This window comes from Natronosalvus caseinilyticus (assembly GCF_017357105.1).
GTDB classification, from domain to species: Archaea; Halobacteriota; Halobacteria; order Halobacteriales; family Natrialbaceae; genus Natronosalvus; species Natronosalvus caseinilyticus.
In genome coordinates this window covers 879,312-898,575 of the sequence record NZ_CP071596.1, presented here as the reverse complement: position 1 = coordinate 898,575, position 19,264 = coordinate 879,312, and the positions used below count along the sequence as shown (strand labels likewise).

The 19,264-nt window shown below is 64.3% G+C and carries 17 protein-coding genes and 2 pseudogenes; 12 read left to right on the top strand and 7 right to left on the bottom strand.

Features of this window, described 5'->3' with window-relative positions:
- Positions 1 to 22: 22 nt before the first annotated feature.
- Entirely contained in the window at positions 23 to 334 is a 312-nt protein-coding gene (locus tag J1N60_RS04310; protein ID WP_312910984.1) for a DUF7091 family protein, read from the bottom strand.
- 205 nt (positions 335 to 539) lie between these two features.
- On the opposite strand from J1N60_RS04310, the gene J1N60_RS04305 reads away from it, so the two are divergent.
- The 3 genes from J1N60_RS04305 to J1N60_RS04295 all read left to right on the top strand — a co-directional run bounded on the left by J1N60_RS04305 (position 540) and on the right by J1N60_RS04295 (position 2,709).
- A complete protein-coding gene (locus tag J1N60_RS04305) occupies positions 540 to 1,469 on the top strand; it encodes a replication factor A (RefSeq protein WP_312910982.1) in 930 nt (309 codons plus the stop codon).
- On the top strand, positions 1,470 to 2,096 hold the full coding sequence (locus tag J1N60_RS04300; protein ID WP_312910980.1) for an RPA family protein: 627 nt from the start codon (positions 1,470 to 1,472) through the stop codon (positions 2,094 to 2,096).
- Positions 2,097 to 2,310: 214 nt separating this feature from the next.
- Positions 2,311 to 2,709, top strand: coding sequence for a DUF8146 domain-containing protein (locus tag J1N60_RS04295; protein ID WP_312910978.1), 399 nt, complete (start codon positions 2,311 to 2,313; stop codon positions 2,707 to 2,709).
- Positions 2,710 to 2,763: 54 nt separating this feature from the next.
- On the opposite strand, the gene J1N60_RS04290 is transcribed toward J1N60_RS04295, so the two are convergent.
- Positions 2,764 to 3,219, bottom strand: coding sequence for a DUF5814 domain-containing protein (locus tag J1N60_RS04290; protein WP_312910976.1), 456 nt, complete (start codon positions 3,217 to 3,219; stop codon positions 2,764 to 2,766).
- A gap of 727 nt (positions 3,220 to 3,946) precedes the next feature.
- On the opposite strand from J1N60_RS04290, the gene J1N60_RS04285 reads away from it, so the two are divergent.
- The gene (locus J1N60_RS04285) at positions 3,947 to 4,414 is read left to right on the top strand and encodes an HNH endonuclease (RefSeq protein WP_312910974.1); all 468 of its coding nucleotides are present in this window, start codon (positions 3,947 to 3,949) and stop codon (positions 4,412 to 4,414) included.
- Positions 4,415 to 4,444: 30 nt separating this feature from the next.
- Here the strand turns inward: J1N60_RS04285 and tatC are convergent, their stop codons facing one another.
- Positions 4,445 to 5,389, bottom strand: coding sequence for a twin-arginine translocase subunit TatC (gene tatC / locus J1N60_RS04280; RefSeq protein ID WP_312912533.1), 945 nt, complete (start codon positions 5,387 to 5,389; stop codon positions 4,445 to 4,447).
- An 815-nt stretch (positions 5,390 to 6,204) separates the two neighbouring features.
- Here tatC and J1N60_RS04275 point away from each other — a divergent pair.
- Positions 6,205 to 8,541: a twin-arginine translocase subunit TatC gene (locus J1N60_RS04275; RefSeq protein WP_312910972.1), complete on the top strand. Its 2,337-nt coding sequence runs from the start codon at positions 6,205 to 6,207 to the stop codon at positions 8,539 to 8,541.
- A gap of 87 nt (positions 8,542 to 8,628) precedes the next feature.
- Positions 8,629 to 8,805: a ribbon-helix-helix domain-containing protein gene (locus J1N60_RS04270; protein WP_312910970.1), complete on the top strand. Its 177-nt coding sequence runs from the start codon at positions 8,629 to 8,631 to the stop codon at positions 8,803 to 8,805.
- A 51-nt stretch (positions 8,806 to 8,856) separates the two neighbouring features.
- Here J1N60_RS04270 and J1N60_RS04265 read toward each other — a convergent pair whose 3' ends face one another.
- From J1N60_RS04265 to J1N60_RS04250, 4 genes are all read right to left on the bottom strand, one after another.
- Positions 8,857 to 9,702: an arsenite methyltransferase gene (locus J1N60_RS04265; RefSeq protein ID WP_312910968.1), complete on the bottom strand. Its 846-nt coding sequence runs from the start codon at positions 9,700 to 9,702 to the stop codon at positions 8,857 to 8,859.
- Positions 9,695 to 10,066 (bottom strand): ArsR/SmtB family transcription factor, encoded by a 372-nt coding sequence (locus J1N60_RS04260; RefSeq protein WP_312910966.1) that lies wholly within the window; start codon positions 10,064 to 10,066, stop codon positions 9,695 to 9,697. The genes J1N60_RS04265 and J1N60_RS04260 overlap by 8 nt, the downstream gene beginning before the upstream one ends.
- A 165-nt stretch (positions 10,067 to 10,231) precedes the next feature.
- Positions 10,232 to 12,637, bottom strand: coding sequence for a DEAD/DEAH box helicase (locus J1N60_RS04255; RefSeq protein WP_312910964.1), 2,406 nt, complete (start codon positions 12,635 to 12,637; stop codon positions 10,232 to 10,234).
- An 85-nt stretch (positions 12,638 to 12,722) separates the two neighbouring features.
- Positions 12,723 to 13,235, bottom strand: coding sequence for a PH domain-containing protein (locus tag J1N60_RS04250; protein WP_312910962.1), 513 nt, complete (start codon positions 13,233 to 13,235; stop codon positions 12,723 to 12,725).
- A gap of 204 nt (positions 13,236 to 13,439) precedes the next feature.
- Between J1N60_RS04250 and J1N60_RS04245 the strand changes: the two are divergent.
- The 6 genes and pseudogenes from J1N60_RS04245 to J1N60_RS04220 all read left to right on the top strand — a co-directional run.
- Positions 13,440 to 13,625: pseudogene (locus J1N60_RS04245) on the top strand (DUF91 domain-containing protein); the annotation flags it as partial.
- A 99-nt stretch (positions 13,626 to 13,724) separates the two neighbouring features.
- Positions 13,725 to 13,877, top strand: a complete 153-nt coding sequence (locus tag J1N60_RS04240) for a DUF2080 family transposase-associated protein (protein ID WP_312910960.1) — start codon at positions 13,725 to 13,727, stop codon at positions 13,875 to 13,877.
- A 243-nt stretch (positions 13,878 to 14,120) separates the two neighbouring features.
- Positions 14,121 to 15,623, top strand: coding sequence for a transposase (locus tag J1N60_RS04235; RefSeq protein ID WP_312910958.1), 1,503 nt, complete (start codon positions 14,121 to 14,123; stop codon positions 15,621 to 15,623).
- 28 nt (positions 15,624 to 15,651) lie between these two features.
- Positions 15,652 to 16,245, top strand: a pseudogene (locus J1N60_RS04230) (DUF91 domain-containing protein); the annotation flags it as partial.
- A gap of 95 nt (positions 16,246 to 16,340) precedes the next feature.
- On the top strand, positions 16,341 to 17,420 hold the full coding sequence (gene endA, locus J1N60_RS04225; protein WP_312910955.1) for a tRNA-intron lyase: 1,080 nt from the start codon (positions 16,341 to 16,343) through the stop codon (positions 17,418 to 17,420).
- Positions 17,421 to 17,584: 164 nt separating this feature from the next.
- Positions 17,585 to 19,201: a tryptophan--tRNA ligase gene (locus J1N60_RS04220; RefSeq protein ID WP_312910953.1), complete on the top strand. Its 1,617-nt coding sequence runs from the start codon at positions 17,585 to 17,587 to the stop codon at positions 19,199 to 19,201.
- The last annotated feature ends 63 nt before the right edge of the window (positions 19,202 to 19,264 follow it).

The window sequence follows — 19,264 nt, the reverse complement described above, 5'->3', positions numbered from 1 at the left end:
CCGAAAAACCCGCTCCCACCGATCACCAGGTCTCGATACGTCCCTCGTGAACGTCCTCGACGCAGCCCTCGCAGTCGGGGTGGTCCGCCTCGTAACACGCCGGGCGGAACTCCTCGTCCAGTTTCGCGGCTCGTTTCTCCGCGAATCGGCGGCAGACGATCTTCGTCCGTCCCGCGTCGTCCGTCGGGAGACTCCGCGCGTTTCGCGCCACGCGATACGCTTCCCGTGCCTCCTCGAGCTGACCGTCCGCCGACCGACGAACCTCCGCGTACTGGGTTCCCGCCTGCTCGAGTTTCGAGCGCAGAAATCGCTCGAGTCGACGCCGATCTGCCATTGTGGGTTGCGTTCGTGGGCCGGACACATATACTGTTGGCCAGAGCAGCTGCTCGAGTCTCTTTCTCGATCGAGGAAGGGACGAAGACGACCGACGCATCGAACACGCTCGAGGACCACTTTCACCCCGGTAGCGGCAGTTTAAATACGATCGGGCACGAACACCGGCATGCCTCCCATGGATACACAAGAGGAGGCGTGATCCGATGAGCGACGTACGCCAACACGCAGAAGACATACACGCGCAGTTTTCAGACCACATCGACCTCGAGGTCGAAGACGTCGAGAAGCGACTCACCACGCTGGTCGACGAGTACAAAGTCCCGATGGACGAGGCTCGCCGATCCGTGACGACGCACTACCTCGACGAGGCCGGCCTCGAGCGCGAGGACATCTCGAGCGGCGGCAGCGAGCGCGCCCAGATCGAGGACGTCGACGAACCCGAGGAGTGGATCGACCTCACCGCCAAGGTCATCGAACTCTGGGAGCCCCGCAGCGACTCCATCGCACAGGTCGGCCTCCTGGGCGACCCGACGGGCACCATCAAGTTCACCAAGTGGGCCAAATCCGACCTCCCGAGCCTCGAGGAGGGCGGCGTCTACGACCTTCGTAACGTCGTCACCGACGAGTACCAGGGCCGGTACTCGGTAAAACTCAATTCGACGACCGTCGTCGAGGAACTCGAGGAGGACCTCGAGGTCGGCGACGACACCAGCGAAATCGAGGGGGCGCTGGTGGACATGCAGAGCGGCAGCGGCCTCATCAAGCGCTGTCCCGAGGAGGACTGTACCTACGTCCTCCAGAACGGGCGCTGTCCAGACCACGGCGAGGTCGAGGGCGACTTCGACCTCCGCATCAAGGGAGTCGTCGACGACGGCCTCGACGCCCACGAGGTCATCTTCGACGCCGAGGCCACCGAGGGGCTGACGGGGATCAGCCTCGAGGAGGCCAAGGACATGGCGATGGACGCCCTCGACACGACCGTCGTCGCCGACGAGATCCGCGAGCGAGTCGTCGGCACCTACTACCACATCGAGGGCCCGACCTTCGGCCGCTACGTGCTGGCCGACGAGGTCGAGGAGCTTGACGGGCCGGTCGACGCCGAGGAACTGCTGATCAAAGCGAGGTCGATGTAAATGTCTCAGACGCAACTCACCCGCGAAGTCGCCAAGCGCGTCTTTGCCTCCGAATTCAACGACTCGACGTACGCGTTCAAGGAATCCGACGACGAACGCGCCCCGAACTACGCCCTGCTGCCGACCGGCGACCGCGCCAACCGCGTGTTCTTCGTCGGCACGCTCACCGAGACCGAGGACGTGGGCGACGAGAGCGAGTACTGGCGCGGGCGCGTCGTCGATCCCACGGGGACGTTCTTCGTCTACGCCGGCCAGTACCAGCCCGAGGCCGCCGCAGTCCTCCGGGACACGGAGCCGCCGGCGTACGTGGCCATCGTCGGCAAGCCACGCACCTACGAGACCGACGACGGTACCGTGAACGTCTCCGTCCGACCCGAGTCCATCGCGGTCGTCGACGAAGCCACCCGCGACCGCTGGGTCGTCGAGACCGCCGAACGGACCCTCGACCGCGTCGAGGCGTTCCAGACGTGGGAAGCCGAGCAGGAGGCGCCCGAAAGTGGATCCACCGTGCCCACCAACGAGTACGCCCAGATGGCCCGCGAGCAGTACGACTCGCCCGTCGAGAACTACCGCCGCGACGTCATCCAGGCCCTGGAGAGCCTCGAGGACCTCGAGGCCTCGGCCTGAATCGGGACTGAATCGCACCACCCTGTCGTATTCCCTTTTTGTGGACGACGATCCGTCGGCTAGCAGCGATTCGAGCGAAGAGAGAGGAGAGCCCATGCTGGAAATCGTCACCCCATCGCCAACGAAGCGAACCGACGGCGGCGATGACGTGTCGTAACCGGTCGTCTGACAAACGGTTAAGTGCCTCGCGCGACGATAGGTCATCGATACCGACATGGGCAACAAGAACAAGACCATCTCGTTCCGGGTGAACGAGGACGCCTTCGCGGCCCTCCAGGAGATCGCCGAGGAGCGCGACATCTCGTTGTCCGCCGTCTTCCGGGACTACGTCGACCTCCTGGTCGACCACGACGGGCAGGTGGCCGTCGTTCCCGAGGACGAACTCGAGGCCCGAAGTGAGAACGAACAGTCGTTCCCACCCACGGTCGAGGTTCCGAAGAGCTTCGTCCGCGAGCACGAACGCCTCGAACTCGAGGCCGAACACCTGCGAGAACAGCTCGAAGAGCACAAATCCTACGTCACCGACCTTCGGGACCGCCTCGAGGACGAGGAAGACGAGGTCCTCCTGCTGGACGACCTCGACGACTCGGGCGACTCGCCGACGGTTCGATAGCTCGTCGGACGAGCACCGAAGCCGGCGTCGAAGCTGTCGAACGGGCTCGTGCAGTTACCGCGACAACTCCCGCTTCACGCGTCGAATCTCTTCTTCGGCCTCGCCGTCCCCTTCGACTCGAGCCAGTCCCTCAGCGGCCTCGAGCGTACGGACGCCGCTGTCGAGAAACGAGAGAACGTCCCCGGAGTAGGCGTAGACCATGTAGTCGTCGCTCATCACGTCCACGATGGCGTCCGGACCAAGCCCCTGAGCGCGTAACTCGAGCAGGTAGCGGACGAACTTCCGCTCGGGACACCCGCAGTAGGGATTGTTGTCGCAGTCGCAGTCCAGGAAGTCCGTCGCGAAGTCGAGCACCCGGTCGCGGGTAGCGTCGTCGAGTTTCTCGAGGCCCTGACCCTGGAAGAGCACGTCCAGTGTCGCCCCCTTGAACGCCCCCTTCGGGATGTTCGTCTCGAGCTGGGAGCTGAGCTGGCGGTGGTTCTTGACGTAGATCTTGTCGGTGATGGCCACGCGTTACCGTCGATACTCGCGGCACGGGCAAAAACGGCTCGGATAGTTCGCGGCAAGGAGAGACGGAAATTCGATTACGCTATAGATAATATAGTATTTAACCGACTGTCGAAGTACGAACGCGCTAGAGATCCCCACGGTGTCTCGAGAGTCGTAACGTATTTGAAGTTGACCGGGCTAGAAGCGCTTGCAAGCGTGTCCGGGTTGGGGTAGTGGTTATCCTTCAGCCTTGTGGAGGCTGAGAGGCGGATTCAATTTTCGCACCCGGACTACATCAAATTATTTACAAGAATTCAGGTAGTCACGACTGGTGCTATCCGCTAATTTATATAGGAAAACAGGGCCAGAGTGAGCGATGCATGACTGTCCGACGTGTGGCAGGCGATTCGAAACGAGACGTGGACTCGGCGTTCACCACAGTTCCGTACACGGCGAACGGCTTCCAAATCGAACCTGTGATCGCTGTGAATCCCGATTTTACTCCGACTATCAGAAGAAGTACTGTTCAGACGAGTGTCTCGACGCATCCGTTTCCTTCGCCGGGTCCGACAACCCAAACTGGAAAGGAGGAAAGGAACAGGCGAAATGCGAGCTGTGCGAGTCTACGTTCGAGTATTATCCGTCCGACAAGCCAGGTTTGTACTGTCCCCAGTGCGTTGAAAGCGAACAATGGCGCGAGCACCCATCAGTTGAGGGGAATGCTAACGGACAGTGGCAAGGCGGTAAAGTGACCGTCGAGTGCACCGTCTGCACCGACTCGATCGAACGATACCCGAGCGCGATCGGCGACGTCGTCGTCTGTGGCGAAGACTGCCGAAGACGCTGGCTCTCGGAGTCGTTCACCGGCGAAGGGCACCCCAACTGGAAGGGTGGGGACACCGGCCCCTACGGGAAAGGGTGGGCAGCGATCAGACGACAGGCACTCGAGCGCGACGGCTACCAGTGCGTCCACTGCGGAACGACGAAGGGCGAACTCGGTCGCAACCCGGACGTTCACCATCTGATTCCGGTTCGAGCGTTCGCCGAGGCTGACAGCGTCGAACGGGCCGATGCCCACGTCCTCGAGAACGCCGTCTCGCTCTGTCTGCCGTGTCACCGACGAGCGGAGTTCTGCCAAATTAGCGTCGAGACGCTTCGAGCGGACGCAGGACTCGAACCGTCAGGAGCGTTCGGTGAGTTGCTCGAGGGTGCGTAACGAGCGTTTTGTGAAAAGTGGCGATTCTGATCACTCCCGCCCGGTCCACTTGAGCAGGAGCAAGGTCCCCTCGAAGAGGATGATCATGATGATCGCGACGATGATCGGCGCCATCAGCGTCGGGTCGATCGTGAACATGAACGACAGGCCGGCGAACGCCGCCCAGAAGTACAGCCGTTTGTCGGCCAGCCACCGACGGGTCGTCACCCCCATCAGGACCGCGAGAATGACGAGCAGCGGGATCTGGAAGACGATCGCGAGGAAGCCCGTCAGCGTGATTATGAGGCCGAACGTCTCGCCGAGGGCGTACGCGATGTCCGCACTCCCCTCCGAGTAGAACGTGAAGTACTCGAACAGGATCGGTAACACGACGATGAACGAGACGAACATCCCGATCCCGGCGAGGACGACGCTGGTCGGCACCGCCGCGAGGTAGTACTTGCGCTCGTTGGGGTACAGCCCCGGGCGCATGAACAGGTAGCCCTGGTAGACGAGCATCGGAATCGCGGCCATGATCCCCGCCAGCGCGGCGACCTTGATCCGGGTCAGCCAGAGCTCGAGCGGGGCGTAGACGTGCGGCGGCGGCACCTCGGCGGCCGGTCCGGGGAAGACGTTCTCCCAGATGAGTCCGATGGCCTGTGAAGACCACAGCAGGGCGATGGACGTCGCGGCCGCGCCCACGAGGAAGACGACGGCCAGCCGGAGAACCATCTCCTCGATGTGGTCGGCCAGGGGCATCTCCTCGTCGTCTGGCGGGGTCGAGATGCCGCCGATGTCGTCGTCGGGGTCCGGATAGCTCGGCTCCTGGCGGTCTCGCGCCCCGTCGTGGTGGCCGTGGCCGTCGGTCTTCGCCTCGGGGCTGGCGGTCGCATCGGCGTCGGTGTCGGTCTCGCCCGGCGGTTCGGGGGCGGGTTCCTCGAGGTGGCTGAGGTCGGGATTGGTGCCGACGCCGGCGGGGTCGTCTTCGTCTTCGATATCGTCGACCTCGTCTTCGCCGTCGAGGTCGTCGTCATCGACGTCAGCATCGTCCTCAGACTCCTCGTCCTCTTCGGACGATTCGAGACTGGGGCCGAATTCGAATTCGGTATCGGTTTTGGCTTCGTACGCGGCCTCGTCATCGCCACCGGTACTCGAATCCTCGGCGCTCGAACGGCCCCTCCCCTTTGGACCGAGTTGTGGGCGTTCGTCGAGCGGAACGTCTTCGAACCCGCTGGGCGCGTCGCGGTCATCCGTCCTCTCACGATCCGTGAGTCCGGTCGGTTCGTCGTCAGCCGCGTCCGGAGTATCGGGGTCGCCGTCGCTCGAGGGTTCGTCGGCCTCCCCGTCGGCACCGCCGGAGGGATCGTCACCACTGGTGCCATCGGCAGTGGTGTCCTCACCGGCGTTCGCGTCCCCATCGTGGTCACTCGTGGCCGTGGCGACGTCGTTTTCGGATCGGGAATCGGTAGCGGCCTCGCCGCTCGAGTCCCGCGGCTCCTCGGCCTCATCGGTGTCCGACCCAGCATCCGACTCGTCCGACATCTATCGGGATATAGATAGACGCCCGGTTATAGGCCTTTTTCTTACGCCACGGGATTGAGAGTCGAGGAAGGTGACACAGTCGGGCGCCGAAACGACTCTTCAGTCGCCATCGTCCCGGCCGGCCTGGCCCACGGTACCGGCCTCAGTGGAGCGAATTCGGTCGAAGGCCATCGATCCAAAACGGCCTCCGAGAGACCGAAAACGGACGTCCATCACGAGTGTTGACTCGAAAAGTTGATAACTGTATATAAGCTACCCAGGGACACCGAATGAGCGCTATCGACGAGGACACCGTCCGGACGATCAACGCCGGACGGGACACGCTCGGGGCGATGCTCTCGAGTGCCCAGGCGAATCTCCAGAAGGTCTTTATCATCTTCGTGATCGGCTTCATCGGATCGTTCTACGCGCTCCGACTGTACATCTGGGGCTTCCTCAAGGCGACGGCGAAAGCCGAGATGGCGCCAAACGTCGCCGACCAGGCGACGGTCATCACGCGGACGCCGTTCGAGGTGATACTGCTCCAGGCGAAAATCGGCATGATCGTCGGCGTCATCGTCGCGATTCCGGCGCTGCTTTACTTCTCGCGCGACAAACTTCGAGAACGCGGCATCGAGAGCGCCGTCCCGATTTCGGCAGCTTACCTCGCCACCTTCGTCCTCCTCTCGCTCGTCCTCTTCGTCGTCGGACTGATCTACGCCTACGGGGTCTTCTTCCCCTACGCGTTCGGCTTCCTCGCCGGGAACGCCGTCGCGATGGGCGTCAACCCCAGTTTCGGGATTACCGAATTCACCGAATTCATCGCCCTCCTCACGGTGTCGTTCGGCCTGGCCGCCCAGCTCCCGCTGTTCATGAGCGCCCTCTCGTACACCGAAATCGTCCCCTACGAGACGTTCCGGGACAAGTGGCGCCACGCCATCGTCGCCATCACGGTCTTCGGCGCGCTCTTCTCACCGCCCGACCCGTTCACCCTCGTCATGTGGGCAGCACCGATGGTCATCCTCTACGTGTTCAGCCTCGGCCTCGCGAAACTCGTCGCCAACGTCCGCCGGAAGGGCGAAGCCGAACTCGAGAGCGGAACCGGCCTCGTCAAACGCCGGGTCCTCCAGTTCGGCCTCGGCATTCTCACGATCGCTGGCCTCTCGAGCCTCGCCATCAGTTACGGCGCGTTCGAGTACCTCGAGGAGGAGGTCTACCCCGCCCTCCCCGCCTGGATTCGACCCGGCGGCGGCACGATCCTCGAGACCCTGCCGGCCGAACACGGCCTCACGGGAACGATCGTCGCGGGACTGATCGTCGGCCTCGGCGTCGCGCTCGTCGCGCTGATCGGCTACACGATCGTGGTCCTCCAGCGGCCGATCTATCCCCGCGAATCCGCGCTTCGAACCGCGACGGACCCCTCCGAGATCGATCTGCAGATACTCGACGCCGACGCCATCGAGCGCGCGCCGCCACAGGTCTTCCTAAAGATGACCGAGGAGGAGGCCATGGAGGAGGCCCGCGAGGCGATGTACGACGACGACAAGGCGAAGGCGCAGGCGATCCTCGACCGGTACGATTCGCTGAACGCGGCCGCTGACGCCGACGCCGACGCCAGTGCGTCAGCGACGGCACCCGGCGAATCCGCCGAAACCGAAGGCGGCGACACCGGCGACGCCGACGAAAGCGGCGGCATCCTCTCGAGCACGGCCGCCGGCATGCTCGACCCGTTCACCGAAGACGAGACGACCGAGGAGGACATCGGCGGCTACGCGTACGACTTCGCGTTCATCCTCAACAGCCTGACCTCGAAGATGTTCCGGCTGGTCGGCCTGTTCATGGTCGTCATGGCCGGAACGTTCTTCTGGCTCTACCAGGGCGGCGTCGGCGACGTCCTCGAACTGTTCCTGAGCCGTATGCCCGAGTCCGTCCTCGAGGAGGTCGCCGTCGAGAGCGATGTCGATCCGAGCGGCATGGATCTGCAGACGTTCCTCGAACAGACCGACCTCGTGGTCGCGATCCACCCCGTCGAGGTGCTGATCTTCGCCGTGAAGGTGAGCGTCATCGCGGGCTTCGTGGCCGTGCTTCCCCTCTTGCTCTACTACGCCTGGCCCCCAGCCAGGGAGCGCGGCCTGGTCCGGGGCGACCGACGCGTGTTCCTCGTCTGGGGCGGGACGATCGCACTCGGGTTCGCCGCCGGGACCTACCTCGGGTTCTTCTGGATCGCCCCCTCCGTGATCTCCTACCTCGTTGCGGACGCGCTCGCCAACGGGATGGAGGTCTCCTACCGGATCAAGAGCTTCTTCTGGCTCGTGATCTACACGACCGTCGGCATCGGGTTCCTGTTCAACATCATCGTCACGATGGCGCTGTTCCACGTCGGCGGTATCGTCAGCTATCGGACGATGCTCCGGCGCTGGCGACCGGTCGTCGTCGGTATCTTCACCGTCGCCGCGTTCGCGAGTCCGAAGGGGATCTTGACGATGTTCCTGATGGCGATCCCGCTCGCGGTGACTTACATGCTGGGGCTGGCCGTCCTCTACGTGCTCACCGGCGGCGGGCGGTTCTTCGGCGGCGGTGGCTCGACGTCGGCACCCGATCCCGATGCCGAGCGAGAGACGGCCTGACACCTATCACAGACAACCACTCGCCAGCGTTCTGGCCCGCCAATTCGTCACAAACCGCTTAATAACTCCGCCTCCAAAGTGGGGCACATGCCGAAGATCAGCGTCGAGATTCCCCAGGAACTCCTCGAGGACCTCGACGAACACGTCGGCGACGAGGGAAAGTTCGTCAACCGCAGCGACGCGATTCGCGCCTCGATCCGCAAGACGCTCGACATCCTGGACGAGATTGACGAGCGACACGACCGGCTCGAGGAGGAGTCGTAGGACGCCGTCGCCTTCGTTTCCGATTTCGTCGCGTCGACTCTGGCCGATGACTCACCGGACCGGCTTCCGTGCTTCGATGGTCGCGGAGACGACGTACTCGCTCAGATCGCGCTCGTCGTCCCACTCGCGAATGAACGACTCGCTGTCCGCCTTCGGTTCGATGGAGATGTTCTCGAACCCTGCCTCGATAAGCATCGACTCGAGGGCCGAGATCGACGACGCGCCCGCGACGCAGGCGGCGACCGAGGACGGATCCGCTCGCACCTGATCTGAAAGCGGAGCAGTGGTCACCACGTCCGAGATGGCGAGGCGTCCACCTGGTCGAAGTGCGCGAAACGCGTCGGCGAACACCTGCGGTTTGTCCGGCGAGAGGTTCACGACGCAGTTCGAAATGATCACGTCGATGGACCCGTCGGCGACCGGAAGGTGCTCGATCTCGCCGAGGCGGAATTCTACGTTCGTCGCGTCGTTTTCTCGCGCGTTCTCACGAGCCTTCTCGACCATCTCCGGCGTCATGTCGACGCCGACGACGCGGCCCTCTGGCCCGACTTCCTGTCCGGCGAGGAAGCAGTCGAAGCCCGCACCAGAGCCGAGATCGAGGACGGTCTCGCCCAACTCCAGACTCGCGATTGCGGTCGGGTTTCCACAGCCGAGTCCCAGGTTCGCGCCCGACGCGACGCTCTCGAGGGCATCCTCGGCGTAGCCCATCGACCGCGACCGGTCGTCGTACGTCTCCGCATCGTCGGTGTCGCTCCCACACGGCGACTCGCCAGTGTCGCCACAGCAAGTTGCTGAATCGGTGGCGATATCGGCGTACCGCGCTCGCACCGCCTTTCGCTGTTCGGCGGCGCTGAGTCCGTCGCTTCCCGTTTCCGTGGCCGATCGATCTTCACTCATCCTCGAGCCTCCGGGTTTCGTCGAGGACCGCGAGCAGTCTGTCGGCTCGCGACGTCGTGTCGTAGTACCGCCACCGGCCGTCCTTGCGCCGCGTCACGAGACCGGCGGCATACAGTCGCGAGAGCGCCTGGCTGACCGCACCCTGGCTCACGCCGAGGGCGGGCTCGAGTTCGCAGACGCAGACGTCCTCGTCGCTGTCGGCGATGAGCCGAAGCGCCTCGTACCGCGTGTCGCTCCCGGCCGCCGACAGCGTTCGGACGTCGGCGGCCAGTTCCCGTTCCGTCAAGGCGTGTTCCGCCGCGGGACAGCAACTCGCGTCTCGATTCGACCGAGTGGATTCGTTCGTCGAGTGGTGCGCAGTCATTTTAGCTATCTCTAATATTATCATGTGCTAATATAGATGTTTCGACGGAGATGGCTCGTATCGACGTCTACTGGAGAACATACTACGCTCGCTCGTTCGAACTATCTACATGAGAAGTACCCCCGAGCCTCAAAAACCGTTCGCAGACAGCCCTCGAAGCCGACGCTACCGACGAACCTCGACCGTCCGCCGCTCCTCGAGCGGGCGTAGCGGCTCGTCGGGGAAGGCAACGCTGACGGTGTACTCGAGTTCGTCCGCGTTCGCGCCGAAGACGCCAATGGGGACGGTCTCCGAATCACGGAGGTACGTGCTGGTGCTGGTCATCTCGACGCCGTTAACGGTGACGCGAACGCCGGCCCTGGCCGGTTCCCCCACGTTTCGAATCCGGACCTCCTGGACGGCGTTCTCGCCTGCGCCGATGGTCTCGGGAAAGTCTCCCCACTCGAGTTCGACCGCGGGGAGCGTCTGTGCGCCCTCGTAGACGCGTTCGGCTATGCTCTCGCCCAGCCCCGCGTCGACGAGCCCCGAGACGCCGGCCGCGACGACGTCACCGGGCGTCGAGAGCCCCTCCGTCGAGAGCTTGCTCGCCCGACCGGCGGCGACGCCGTCGATGGCCGTCAGGCCGACCGCGTTGTCGGTGACGCCGTTCTCGATCCGTGCCTCGAGGCGGCGAGCGAGGTTGGCGTCGTGGGGCGTCGCGAACCGGTCGAGGAACGCGCGCAAGGCGGCGAGCAGGCGGAGCGCGTTCTGCCGAATCACCCAGGCGTCGCTCCGGAGGTCCGGTGGAGTATTGCCGGTGTCGGCGGCGCTTCGCAGGATGGCGAGTACCTTGCGCTGACCGGCGTCGAGGTCGCCGCTCTCCTGGCTGACGAGCGCAGCGTTGATCGCATCGCGCTCGGACTGGCGGGCCGAGACGGAGTCGAACTCGCCAGCCGTGGCGACGGCTTCGAGGACGTCGTCGGCCTCGAGGGTCGTTCCCGGCGCCGACGCGCTAGTGGCGGCGGTGTCGTCGTCTCCCCCGGCGCCCACGGCCCGGTCACACAGCGCCGCAAAGCCGGCGGCCGTCTCGAGGCGCAGGTAGTACGTGGAGGCGAGCACCCCGCGGGGCGTCGCCTCGACCGAGAGGTCCTCGCCAGTCTCGACGAAACCCTGCTCGACCAGCTCCTCGAGGCAGTCTCGAACCCGCCGACGGAGGTTCTGGAAGTCGTATGACTCCGGACGCGACTGGCCGCGGACGTAGTAGAAGGTGGTCTCGAGCCAGTCCATCACGTCCTCGAGGTCGGTGATGGTGCCCATCGCAATTTCGGCGTTGAGGTGGGTCTGGAGGCTGTCGGCCAGCCGGGACTCGATCTCTTTCCCCTCTCGAAGGAGTCGGCGGTAGTCGTCCGCCTCGGCGCCGTCGCAGACGACCCAGCCGTAGCCGACGTCGTCGTAGCCGGGTCGGCCCGCGCGCCCGAGCATCTGCAGGATGTCGAGCGGACTCATGTCCACCTCGCCCTCGAGCGGGTCGTGGTACTTCGTGTCCCGGATGACGACGCAGCGAGCGGGAAGGTTGACCCCCCAGGCGAGCGTCGAGGTCGAAAAGAGGAGTTCGATCTTGCCCTGTTTGAACCACTCCTCGATCAGGTCCTTGTCGTTCTTCGAGAGGCCCGCGTGGTGAAAGCCCACGCCGTCGAGCGCCGAGTTTCGCAGGGTATCGTTCTCGAGGCGTTTGGTTTCGGTGTGAAAGTCGTAGTCGCCGCGAGCCCCCATCGGGATATCGCGCTCGCCGATCTCGTCTCTGGCCTTCTTCGCCGCCTGGACGGTGTCCTGGCGGGAGGCGACGAACACCAGCGCCTGACCGTCCTCCCGAAGGTGGGGTTCGGCGAGGTCGAGCGCCCGGTAGAGGCGACGGTACTTGTCGGCGAAGGAGTTCTCGCCGTGGGTGTAGGTCTTGACGCCCGTTTTGAGGTCGACCGGGCGGTACTCGTCGCCGAACTCGAACGTACACGCCGGCGGGGCGTCGAGCCAGGCCGCCACGTCGTCGACGTTCGGCATCGTCGCCGAGAGCGCGACGACACGAGGATCACAGAGCCGACGGAGGCGGGAGACGGTCACCTCGAGAACCGAGCCGCGCCGGTCGGCGTCGAGCAGGTGGACCTCGTCGATCACGCAGACGTCGACGTCCGTCACGAAGTCGTACCGCGGCGAGTCGTGTTTTCGAGTCGCGGAATCGAGCTTCTCGGGTGTCATCACGAGGATGTCCGCGCGCTTCGCCCGGCGGGGATTCAGATCGCGCTCGCCCGTGACGACGTACACCGAGTAGCCGAGCGAGTCGAAGCGGTCCCAGTCGGCTTCCTTCTCGTTTGTCAGCGCTCGCAGCGGCGCGATAAAGAGGGCAGTACCACCGTCGGCCAGTGCGTTACAGATCGCGAGTTCGGCCAGGGCCGTCTTCCCCGACGCCGTCGGCGCGCTCGCGACCACGTTCTCCTCGCGCTCGAGTAACGCGGGCAGGGCCTCGCGTTGCATCTCGTTGAACGCCTCGAACGCGAAGGCGTCGGCAAAGTCGGGTAGAACCTCGGCGACCTCCATCACTCGGACACGGGGTGTGCCCGGTGAAAGGCGTTTCTGTCCCGGCCAGCGACGGGGGCGCGAGGCGTCTCGTACCGAACCCTGCTCACGTCGGCTGAATACCCGAATCGCCCTCGAGCTCGGCGCTCAACCGGCCCGCCGCGCGCTCGGGGTTCGGTACGTGCGTGAACGTGAGTTCGGGGTCGGCCGAGCCCGCCGTGTAGACCGTCAGCTGCCCGTACCCGAGCAACCGCTCGAGGACGCCCTGCTCGAGGGTCGTGTTCTGGACGCGCTCGAGGCGAAACTGGGTGACGTCCCGGGAGAGGATGCCACGTTTTCGGTACAGTTGACTCGTGGTGAGGACGTAGCGCGTGCTCGTCCAGCGGAGGTAGGTCGCAGTGACGACGACGAGACCGACGGCCCCGACGCCCAGTCCGATCACCCTCGCGAGGCCGTACTCGGCCCCGGCCGACAGGCCGAGGACGACGATCCCGAAGAGCATCAGTCCGAGACCCATCGGCAGTTTCCACCCCATGTCGATCGGATGCGGCCGGCTCTCCCAGACGACGGTTTCCCCGTCGGCGAGGTGGAGCCAGTCCGCCTCGTACGTCTCCCCCATACTAACCGGTATCACGACCGGGGTCAAAAAGTCTCGTCTCGCTCACATCGAACGCGAAGCCGGACGTGATAGGAGACGCGAGTAGAACGGATACGAACGCGAACACAAAACACGAGCGCGAATCGGGGCCCGGTAAGCGTCGAGGAAACGTGCCGAAACACACCGCCTCGAGAGTTTATATACCATCACGCGGCCAGACCAGTCATGCCCGACAGCATTCGCGTCCTCTCCGGTGACTGCACTGTGATCGCCGACGGAACCGACCGCAAGGAGTACCGCGGCCGCGTCACGACCATCGTCAAGCCCGACAACACCGTCCTCGTCCACGACGTCGACGGCTACCAGCCCGTCGCCTGGCTCACCCGCGCCGATAGCGTCTCGAGCGACCGCGAGGGTTGCGTAACTGCTACAAAAATCAGCAGTGAACAGCAGTCATTCAACACAAATCGAATCCAAACGCTTAATAGATACTGAGTATATATAGTGGATATGGCTGAGTTCACGTTCGAGGGTCGGGAAGCCCTCGAAAAAGAAGCGAAACCCGTTGGCGGCGGCGCACACGTCCACGTCCCAAAAGACTGGATTGGTGAAAAAGTCGCCATCATCCGCCTCGAACAACACGAGCCCGAAGACGAAGAGTGACTCAAGATGGCGTCCACACATCTCTCACTCCCGATACGACTCCCTAACGAAGAGCGAGAGCGCCACGCTCGATTAGATACGCTTACGACCCGCGTAGCCAACACGCTCCTCGAGCGATACTGGACGCCAGACCACCTCATCGGGATTGACGAACACCCCTACCAAGCGTGGAAATACTTCGACGAGGATGACGCCTTCGCAGGCGTTGACCTGTATCTCCCAAGTCGATACAAGCGATGCGTGATGCAGAAAGTTGGTGAGACGCTACGGAGCCACGCCGACAAACGCAACGCATTCCAGTCCATCCAGCCGGTTCTTCCCGACCACAAGATTCGACGCATCGACACCCGTCGAATCAAGGAACAACTCTGGGACTCCGAGGAATACCTCAAATCAGGGTACGTTGACCTGCTTATCGGGCAACTCAACTCGTACTACGACCGCCACGGTCGATACCCCGACTCGTATTTCGAGATGCAAGACCGCCCCTCGTACTCGAAAGGCGTTCTCCCATATTCTGCTGACGATGGCCCGACGAGTGGACAGGCCGTGAAATACGAGTATGATGAATCTTCTCAGACGCTCACAGTCGAACTCAAAACACCCGACACACTCGAACCCGAAACTCGGGGAGATTGGACGTGGACGGAACACGAATCGGGTGGGTACGAAGCGTTCCACGAATTGCTCGAACACGGCGGTCTCTCCGCACCTTCGTTCCACCCCACACAGACCAAAACCGATGACGAGTACTACGAACTGTCGTTCCCCGTCGAAGTCGAACCCCGAGAGAAATCCGACGACGTAGAAACCGCCTTGGCGATTGATGGTGGCCTCCGAAAAGATGCCACCACCGTCGTCGTCAACGAGGCCGGGGAGCAACTCTCTGTACCGTATTTCATCCAGAACACGGAGCGAGAACGGATGCAAGCCCTTGCTTGGGAACGCAACCAACTCAACGCCAAACTTGCGTATTTGCGTCAGCAAGGGAACGACCACACGGACTCATTCGAGCAAGTCCACGCAGAGTACGAGCGGGTTAACACCAAGATTCGTCACAAGCGCGAGCAACTCGTCCACGACGTAGCCAACCAAGTCCTCGCACTCGCTCTCGTGTACGACGTGGACGCGATTGTTCACGAAGACTTGCGGAGCCTTAGCCCACCGCGTGGTGAAGGTCAACTCTCGTGGGAACTCTCCTCGTGGGCGCGTCGAGAGATTATCTCGAAAATCGAGTATCGGGCCGACATCGCCGGACTGAACGTGAAGCGGGTGCGTCCGGGTAACACGTCCCGCTCGTGTCCTCGATGTGGCTCCACCGGCCACACTACGAAGTCGCCCGACCACTTTCACGAGGTGTGGTGGGGCGGGCACTTCCGCTGTGACAACTCCCGATGCGGCCATCAAGCCGATCGCGACTACGTTGGTGCGGTCAACGTGGCCCGCGTGTTCTTCGGCGAGACGGCAACACTGGACCACGAGTTCACGTCTTCCTATACGGGAGATTCTGAAATCGTGCCAGCACGCCGTTCCGCTGGCCCGCGTCTCGCGTTCGGTGACGCCCCCGTGGCGTATCTCGGACAGTCGGAGAAAGATGTGACTGCTGGTGGCGGGTCGTGCTTCATAGCGCCCGCTGTCACCCCGACAGAGACGAAAAACGATAGCAGTAACCATTCAGTGGCAAGCCCAGCGACACACAGCACCACTCGATTCGTCAAGCAGACTGCTGTTTACTGCCGAAAATAGGAACGGTGAGAATGGAGACGGGGACGGATTCACCCTCGTCGCGAAGAAGGACACCCAGACGCTCCGGGTCGCCGCCCACGTCGAGGACGGCTTCGCCACCTATCCGGCCTCGAGCGCCGGTACCCCCGTGGGCGAGTGTCCAGACGACGACTGTACCGGCGTCCTCGTCCGGTCGAACAGCATCCACTGCGTCGGCTGTGGCGACCGCTACGGCATCCCGCGGGATGCGACCCTCCGCGACGACCGCTGTGAGTGTGGCCTCCCTCGCATGCGCGTCGAACGCGGCCTCGCCTTCCACGTCTGTCTCGACCGTGGCTGTGAATCGCTCGACGACGCCGTCCGCGAGGCGTTCGACCGCGAGTGGGACTGTCCGAACTGCGAGGGCGACCTGCTAATCCTCCGGCGCGGCGGCCTGATCGCTGGCTGTGAGCACTACCCCGACTGCGACACCGGGTTCGTCATCCCGACGGGCGTCGTCGACGGCGAGTGTGCCTGCGGCCTCCCCACGTTCGACACCATGACCGGCACTCGCTGCCTGGACGCGACCTGCGACCGCGGTCGAGCGGGGGTGCTCGAGTCCGAGGCGACAGCCGAAGAGGGGTCGGTGACGGCCGATCACTGACGACTCGCCGCATAGACGCCTGCCCGGCGACGTGACCCACCAGCACCGACGACGGGATCCGCAGGGGCTTTGTGGCCCGCCCGACACCTCCGGGTATGGAACTCGAGGGACGGTTCGATGGCGACGTCGTCCGCGTCGGCAACGACGCCCGCCAGCGGTTTCACGACTCGCGTGGCTACGGCTACCCACTCGAGGGCAACGAGATCTCCCTCGCGCCGGTCGAGGCCGCCCACTTGCTGTACCGGGGCGACCTGGCGGCCGTCCGCGACGGCAACGAGCGACTGTCGTTTCGCTCGTTCCTCGCCCGCGAACCGGGACCGGAACCTGACTTCGGCGTTCGGTTCCTCGTCTACGCCGACCTCCGCTCGCGCGGGTTCTACCTCGCCCCCGCTCGCGAACCGTGGGTGACGGACCCGCCTCGAGCCGAGTTCGCCGTCTTCCCCCGCGGGAAGGGGCCGGGAGACGGGGAGATCGAGTACGCACTGAGCGTGGTCGGCGAGCGAACCGACGTAGCCGCGAGCGACCTCGAGAGCGGCGCCCTCGCCGTCGTCGACGAGGAGAGCGAGATCACGTACTTCGACGTCGGCCGGCCCGAAATTTCGGGAACGAGCGAGACGGCCCTGCCCGAGGACGTGGACGCCGACCTGCTCGCCGACCGCGTCGTCATCTGGAACCCCCCACACGAGCTCTACGAGCGGACGTTCTACGGCCAGCCGCTCGAGGGCCGGGAGTACGACCGACCGACCCTGCAGTGTTCGTTGCTCGAGGCGGCCCACCTCGCGGCGGCGGGCGCGATCGACCTCGACCCGGCGGCGGTGCTCGAGCGCGGTCGCGACGTCGAGGGCGAGCGATTCGACCGGCGACTGGCCGTCTACACCGCGCTCCGTGAGGCCGGCGTCGTTCCCAAGACGGGCTACAAGTTCGGCGCGGACTTCCGGACCTATGCGAACGTCGAGTCGGTCGACGACCTCGGCCACTCCGAACTCCTGATCCGGGTGCTACCGGCCGACCACGTCTTCGAGCCACGAGACCTCTCGCTCGACGTGCGGCTGGCTCACGGCGTCCGGAAGACGATGGTGTTCGCGCTGGTCGGCGAAGTGGGTCCGGGAGGTGACGCCGACGGCGACGTTGACGCCGACGTCGAGTGGCGGTCGCTCGAGCGGCTGACCCCCTGATCGAGCCTGATTGGAATTCGGTTTTCGTTTCGGTTTCGGCTTCGAGACCCGCTACAGCGGTCGATCTCCCACCAACGCGGTTGCCGCCTCGATGGCACCGACGCTCGAGGCCCGGACGCCGGGGAAGCGAAGGTTTTTGCGCACCGGGCGGCGAATCCGGGACAATGACCGGGACGGGCACGGATACCATCGAGGACGCCGAGGCCGACGAGGCCGCCGAGGAACCGCTGACTGACGGAGGGGGCGCTGGCGCCGACGAGGTCGCCCTCGACCCCTGGGGCTCTTCGAGCGTCTCCGACTACCGCAAACTCTTCGAGGAGTTCGGCATCGAGGAGTTCGACGAACTCCTCGCGGACCTGCCCCACCCTCACTACCTGATGCGTCGGGGCGTCATCTTCGGTCACCGCGACTACCGGCCGGTGCTCGAGGCCATGCGCGAGGGCGACCCCTTCGCCGTCCTCTCGGGGTTCATGCCCACCGGCGACCCCCACATCGGACACAAGCTCGTCTTCGACGAGATCATCTGGCACCAACAGCAGGGCGGGGACGCCTACGCGTTGATCGCCGACCTCGAGGCGCACTCCGCGCGCGGGCTCACCTGGGACGAGATCGACGAACACGCCCGAGACTACCTGCTCTCGCTGCTGGCGCTCGGGTTCGACCTCGAGGACGGAACGATCTACCGCCAGTCGACCGAGCGCGAGGTGCAGGACCTGGCGTTCGAACTGGGGATCGAGGCCAACTTCTCCGAACTCGGGGCCATCTACGGCTTCGACGGCGAGACCGACGTCTCGCACATGCAGTCGGTCGTCACGCAGATGGCCGACATCCTCTACCCCCAACTCGAGGGGCCAAAGCCCACGGTGATTCCCGTCGGTCCCGACCAGGACCCCCACGTCAGGCTCGCCCGGGATCTGGCCTCCAGGATGCGCTACTTCGGCGTGACGACGGCCTACGCGAGCTTCGAGGCGACCGAGGACGAACTCGAGATTATCGGCGCGGCCTACGACGCCCGGGAGTCGTACGCGGACGACGCCGACCAGCCGCGGTGTGTGGAGGCTGCCGAGTGGCTCTCGTCCGCCGACAGCGAGGTCGGCCCAGGACTCGAACTCGAGGCTGACACGGACGACGTCCTCGAGCGCGCCATCTCGAAGCTCGAGAACGCTGGCATGGAACCCCTTCGTCCCCGAACGCGGTTCCTGAACCGCCGGGCGACCGACGAGGCCTTCGAGGCGCTGATCGACACCGTCGAGGGCGAGAAACGGGTCTTCGAGGAACACGTCGACGCCTTCGACCTCGATCACGACGAGGCCGCCGAAATCGCCCGTACGATCGAACTCGCTCACGACGGCTACGGCTTCCAGCCGCCGTCGTCCATCTACCACCGGTTCATGACCGGACTCACGGGCGGGAAGATGTCCTCCTCGATTCCGGCCAGCCACATCTCGCTGCTGGACGACCCCGAAGACGGCTACGACAAGGTGAAGGCGGCGACCACGGGCGGACGCGAGACGGCCGAACTCCAGCGCGAGCTCGGCGGTAGAGCCGACGAGTGTCCCGTCTACGAACTCTACGCCTACTTGCTCGCCGGTGACGATGACGAGTTCGCGAAGCAGGTCTACGACGAGTGCGTCGGCGGTGAGCGCCTCTGTGGCGACTGCAAGGAGCAGGCTGCCCACCTCATGAAGGAGTTTTTGCGAGACCACCAGGAGAAACGCGAGGAGGTCGCCGATCTGCTCGAGGCTGCGGACATCGAACTCGAGTCACCGCGGAGAGGGTGATCGCGTCGCGACGGAGGAATTGGGGGAGCAGAACGCTCTTTCTCTCACGGCGGTAGCAAAGTT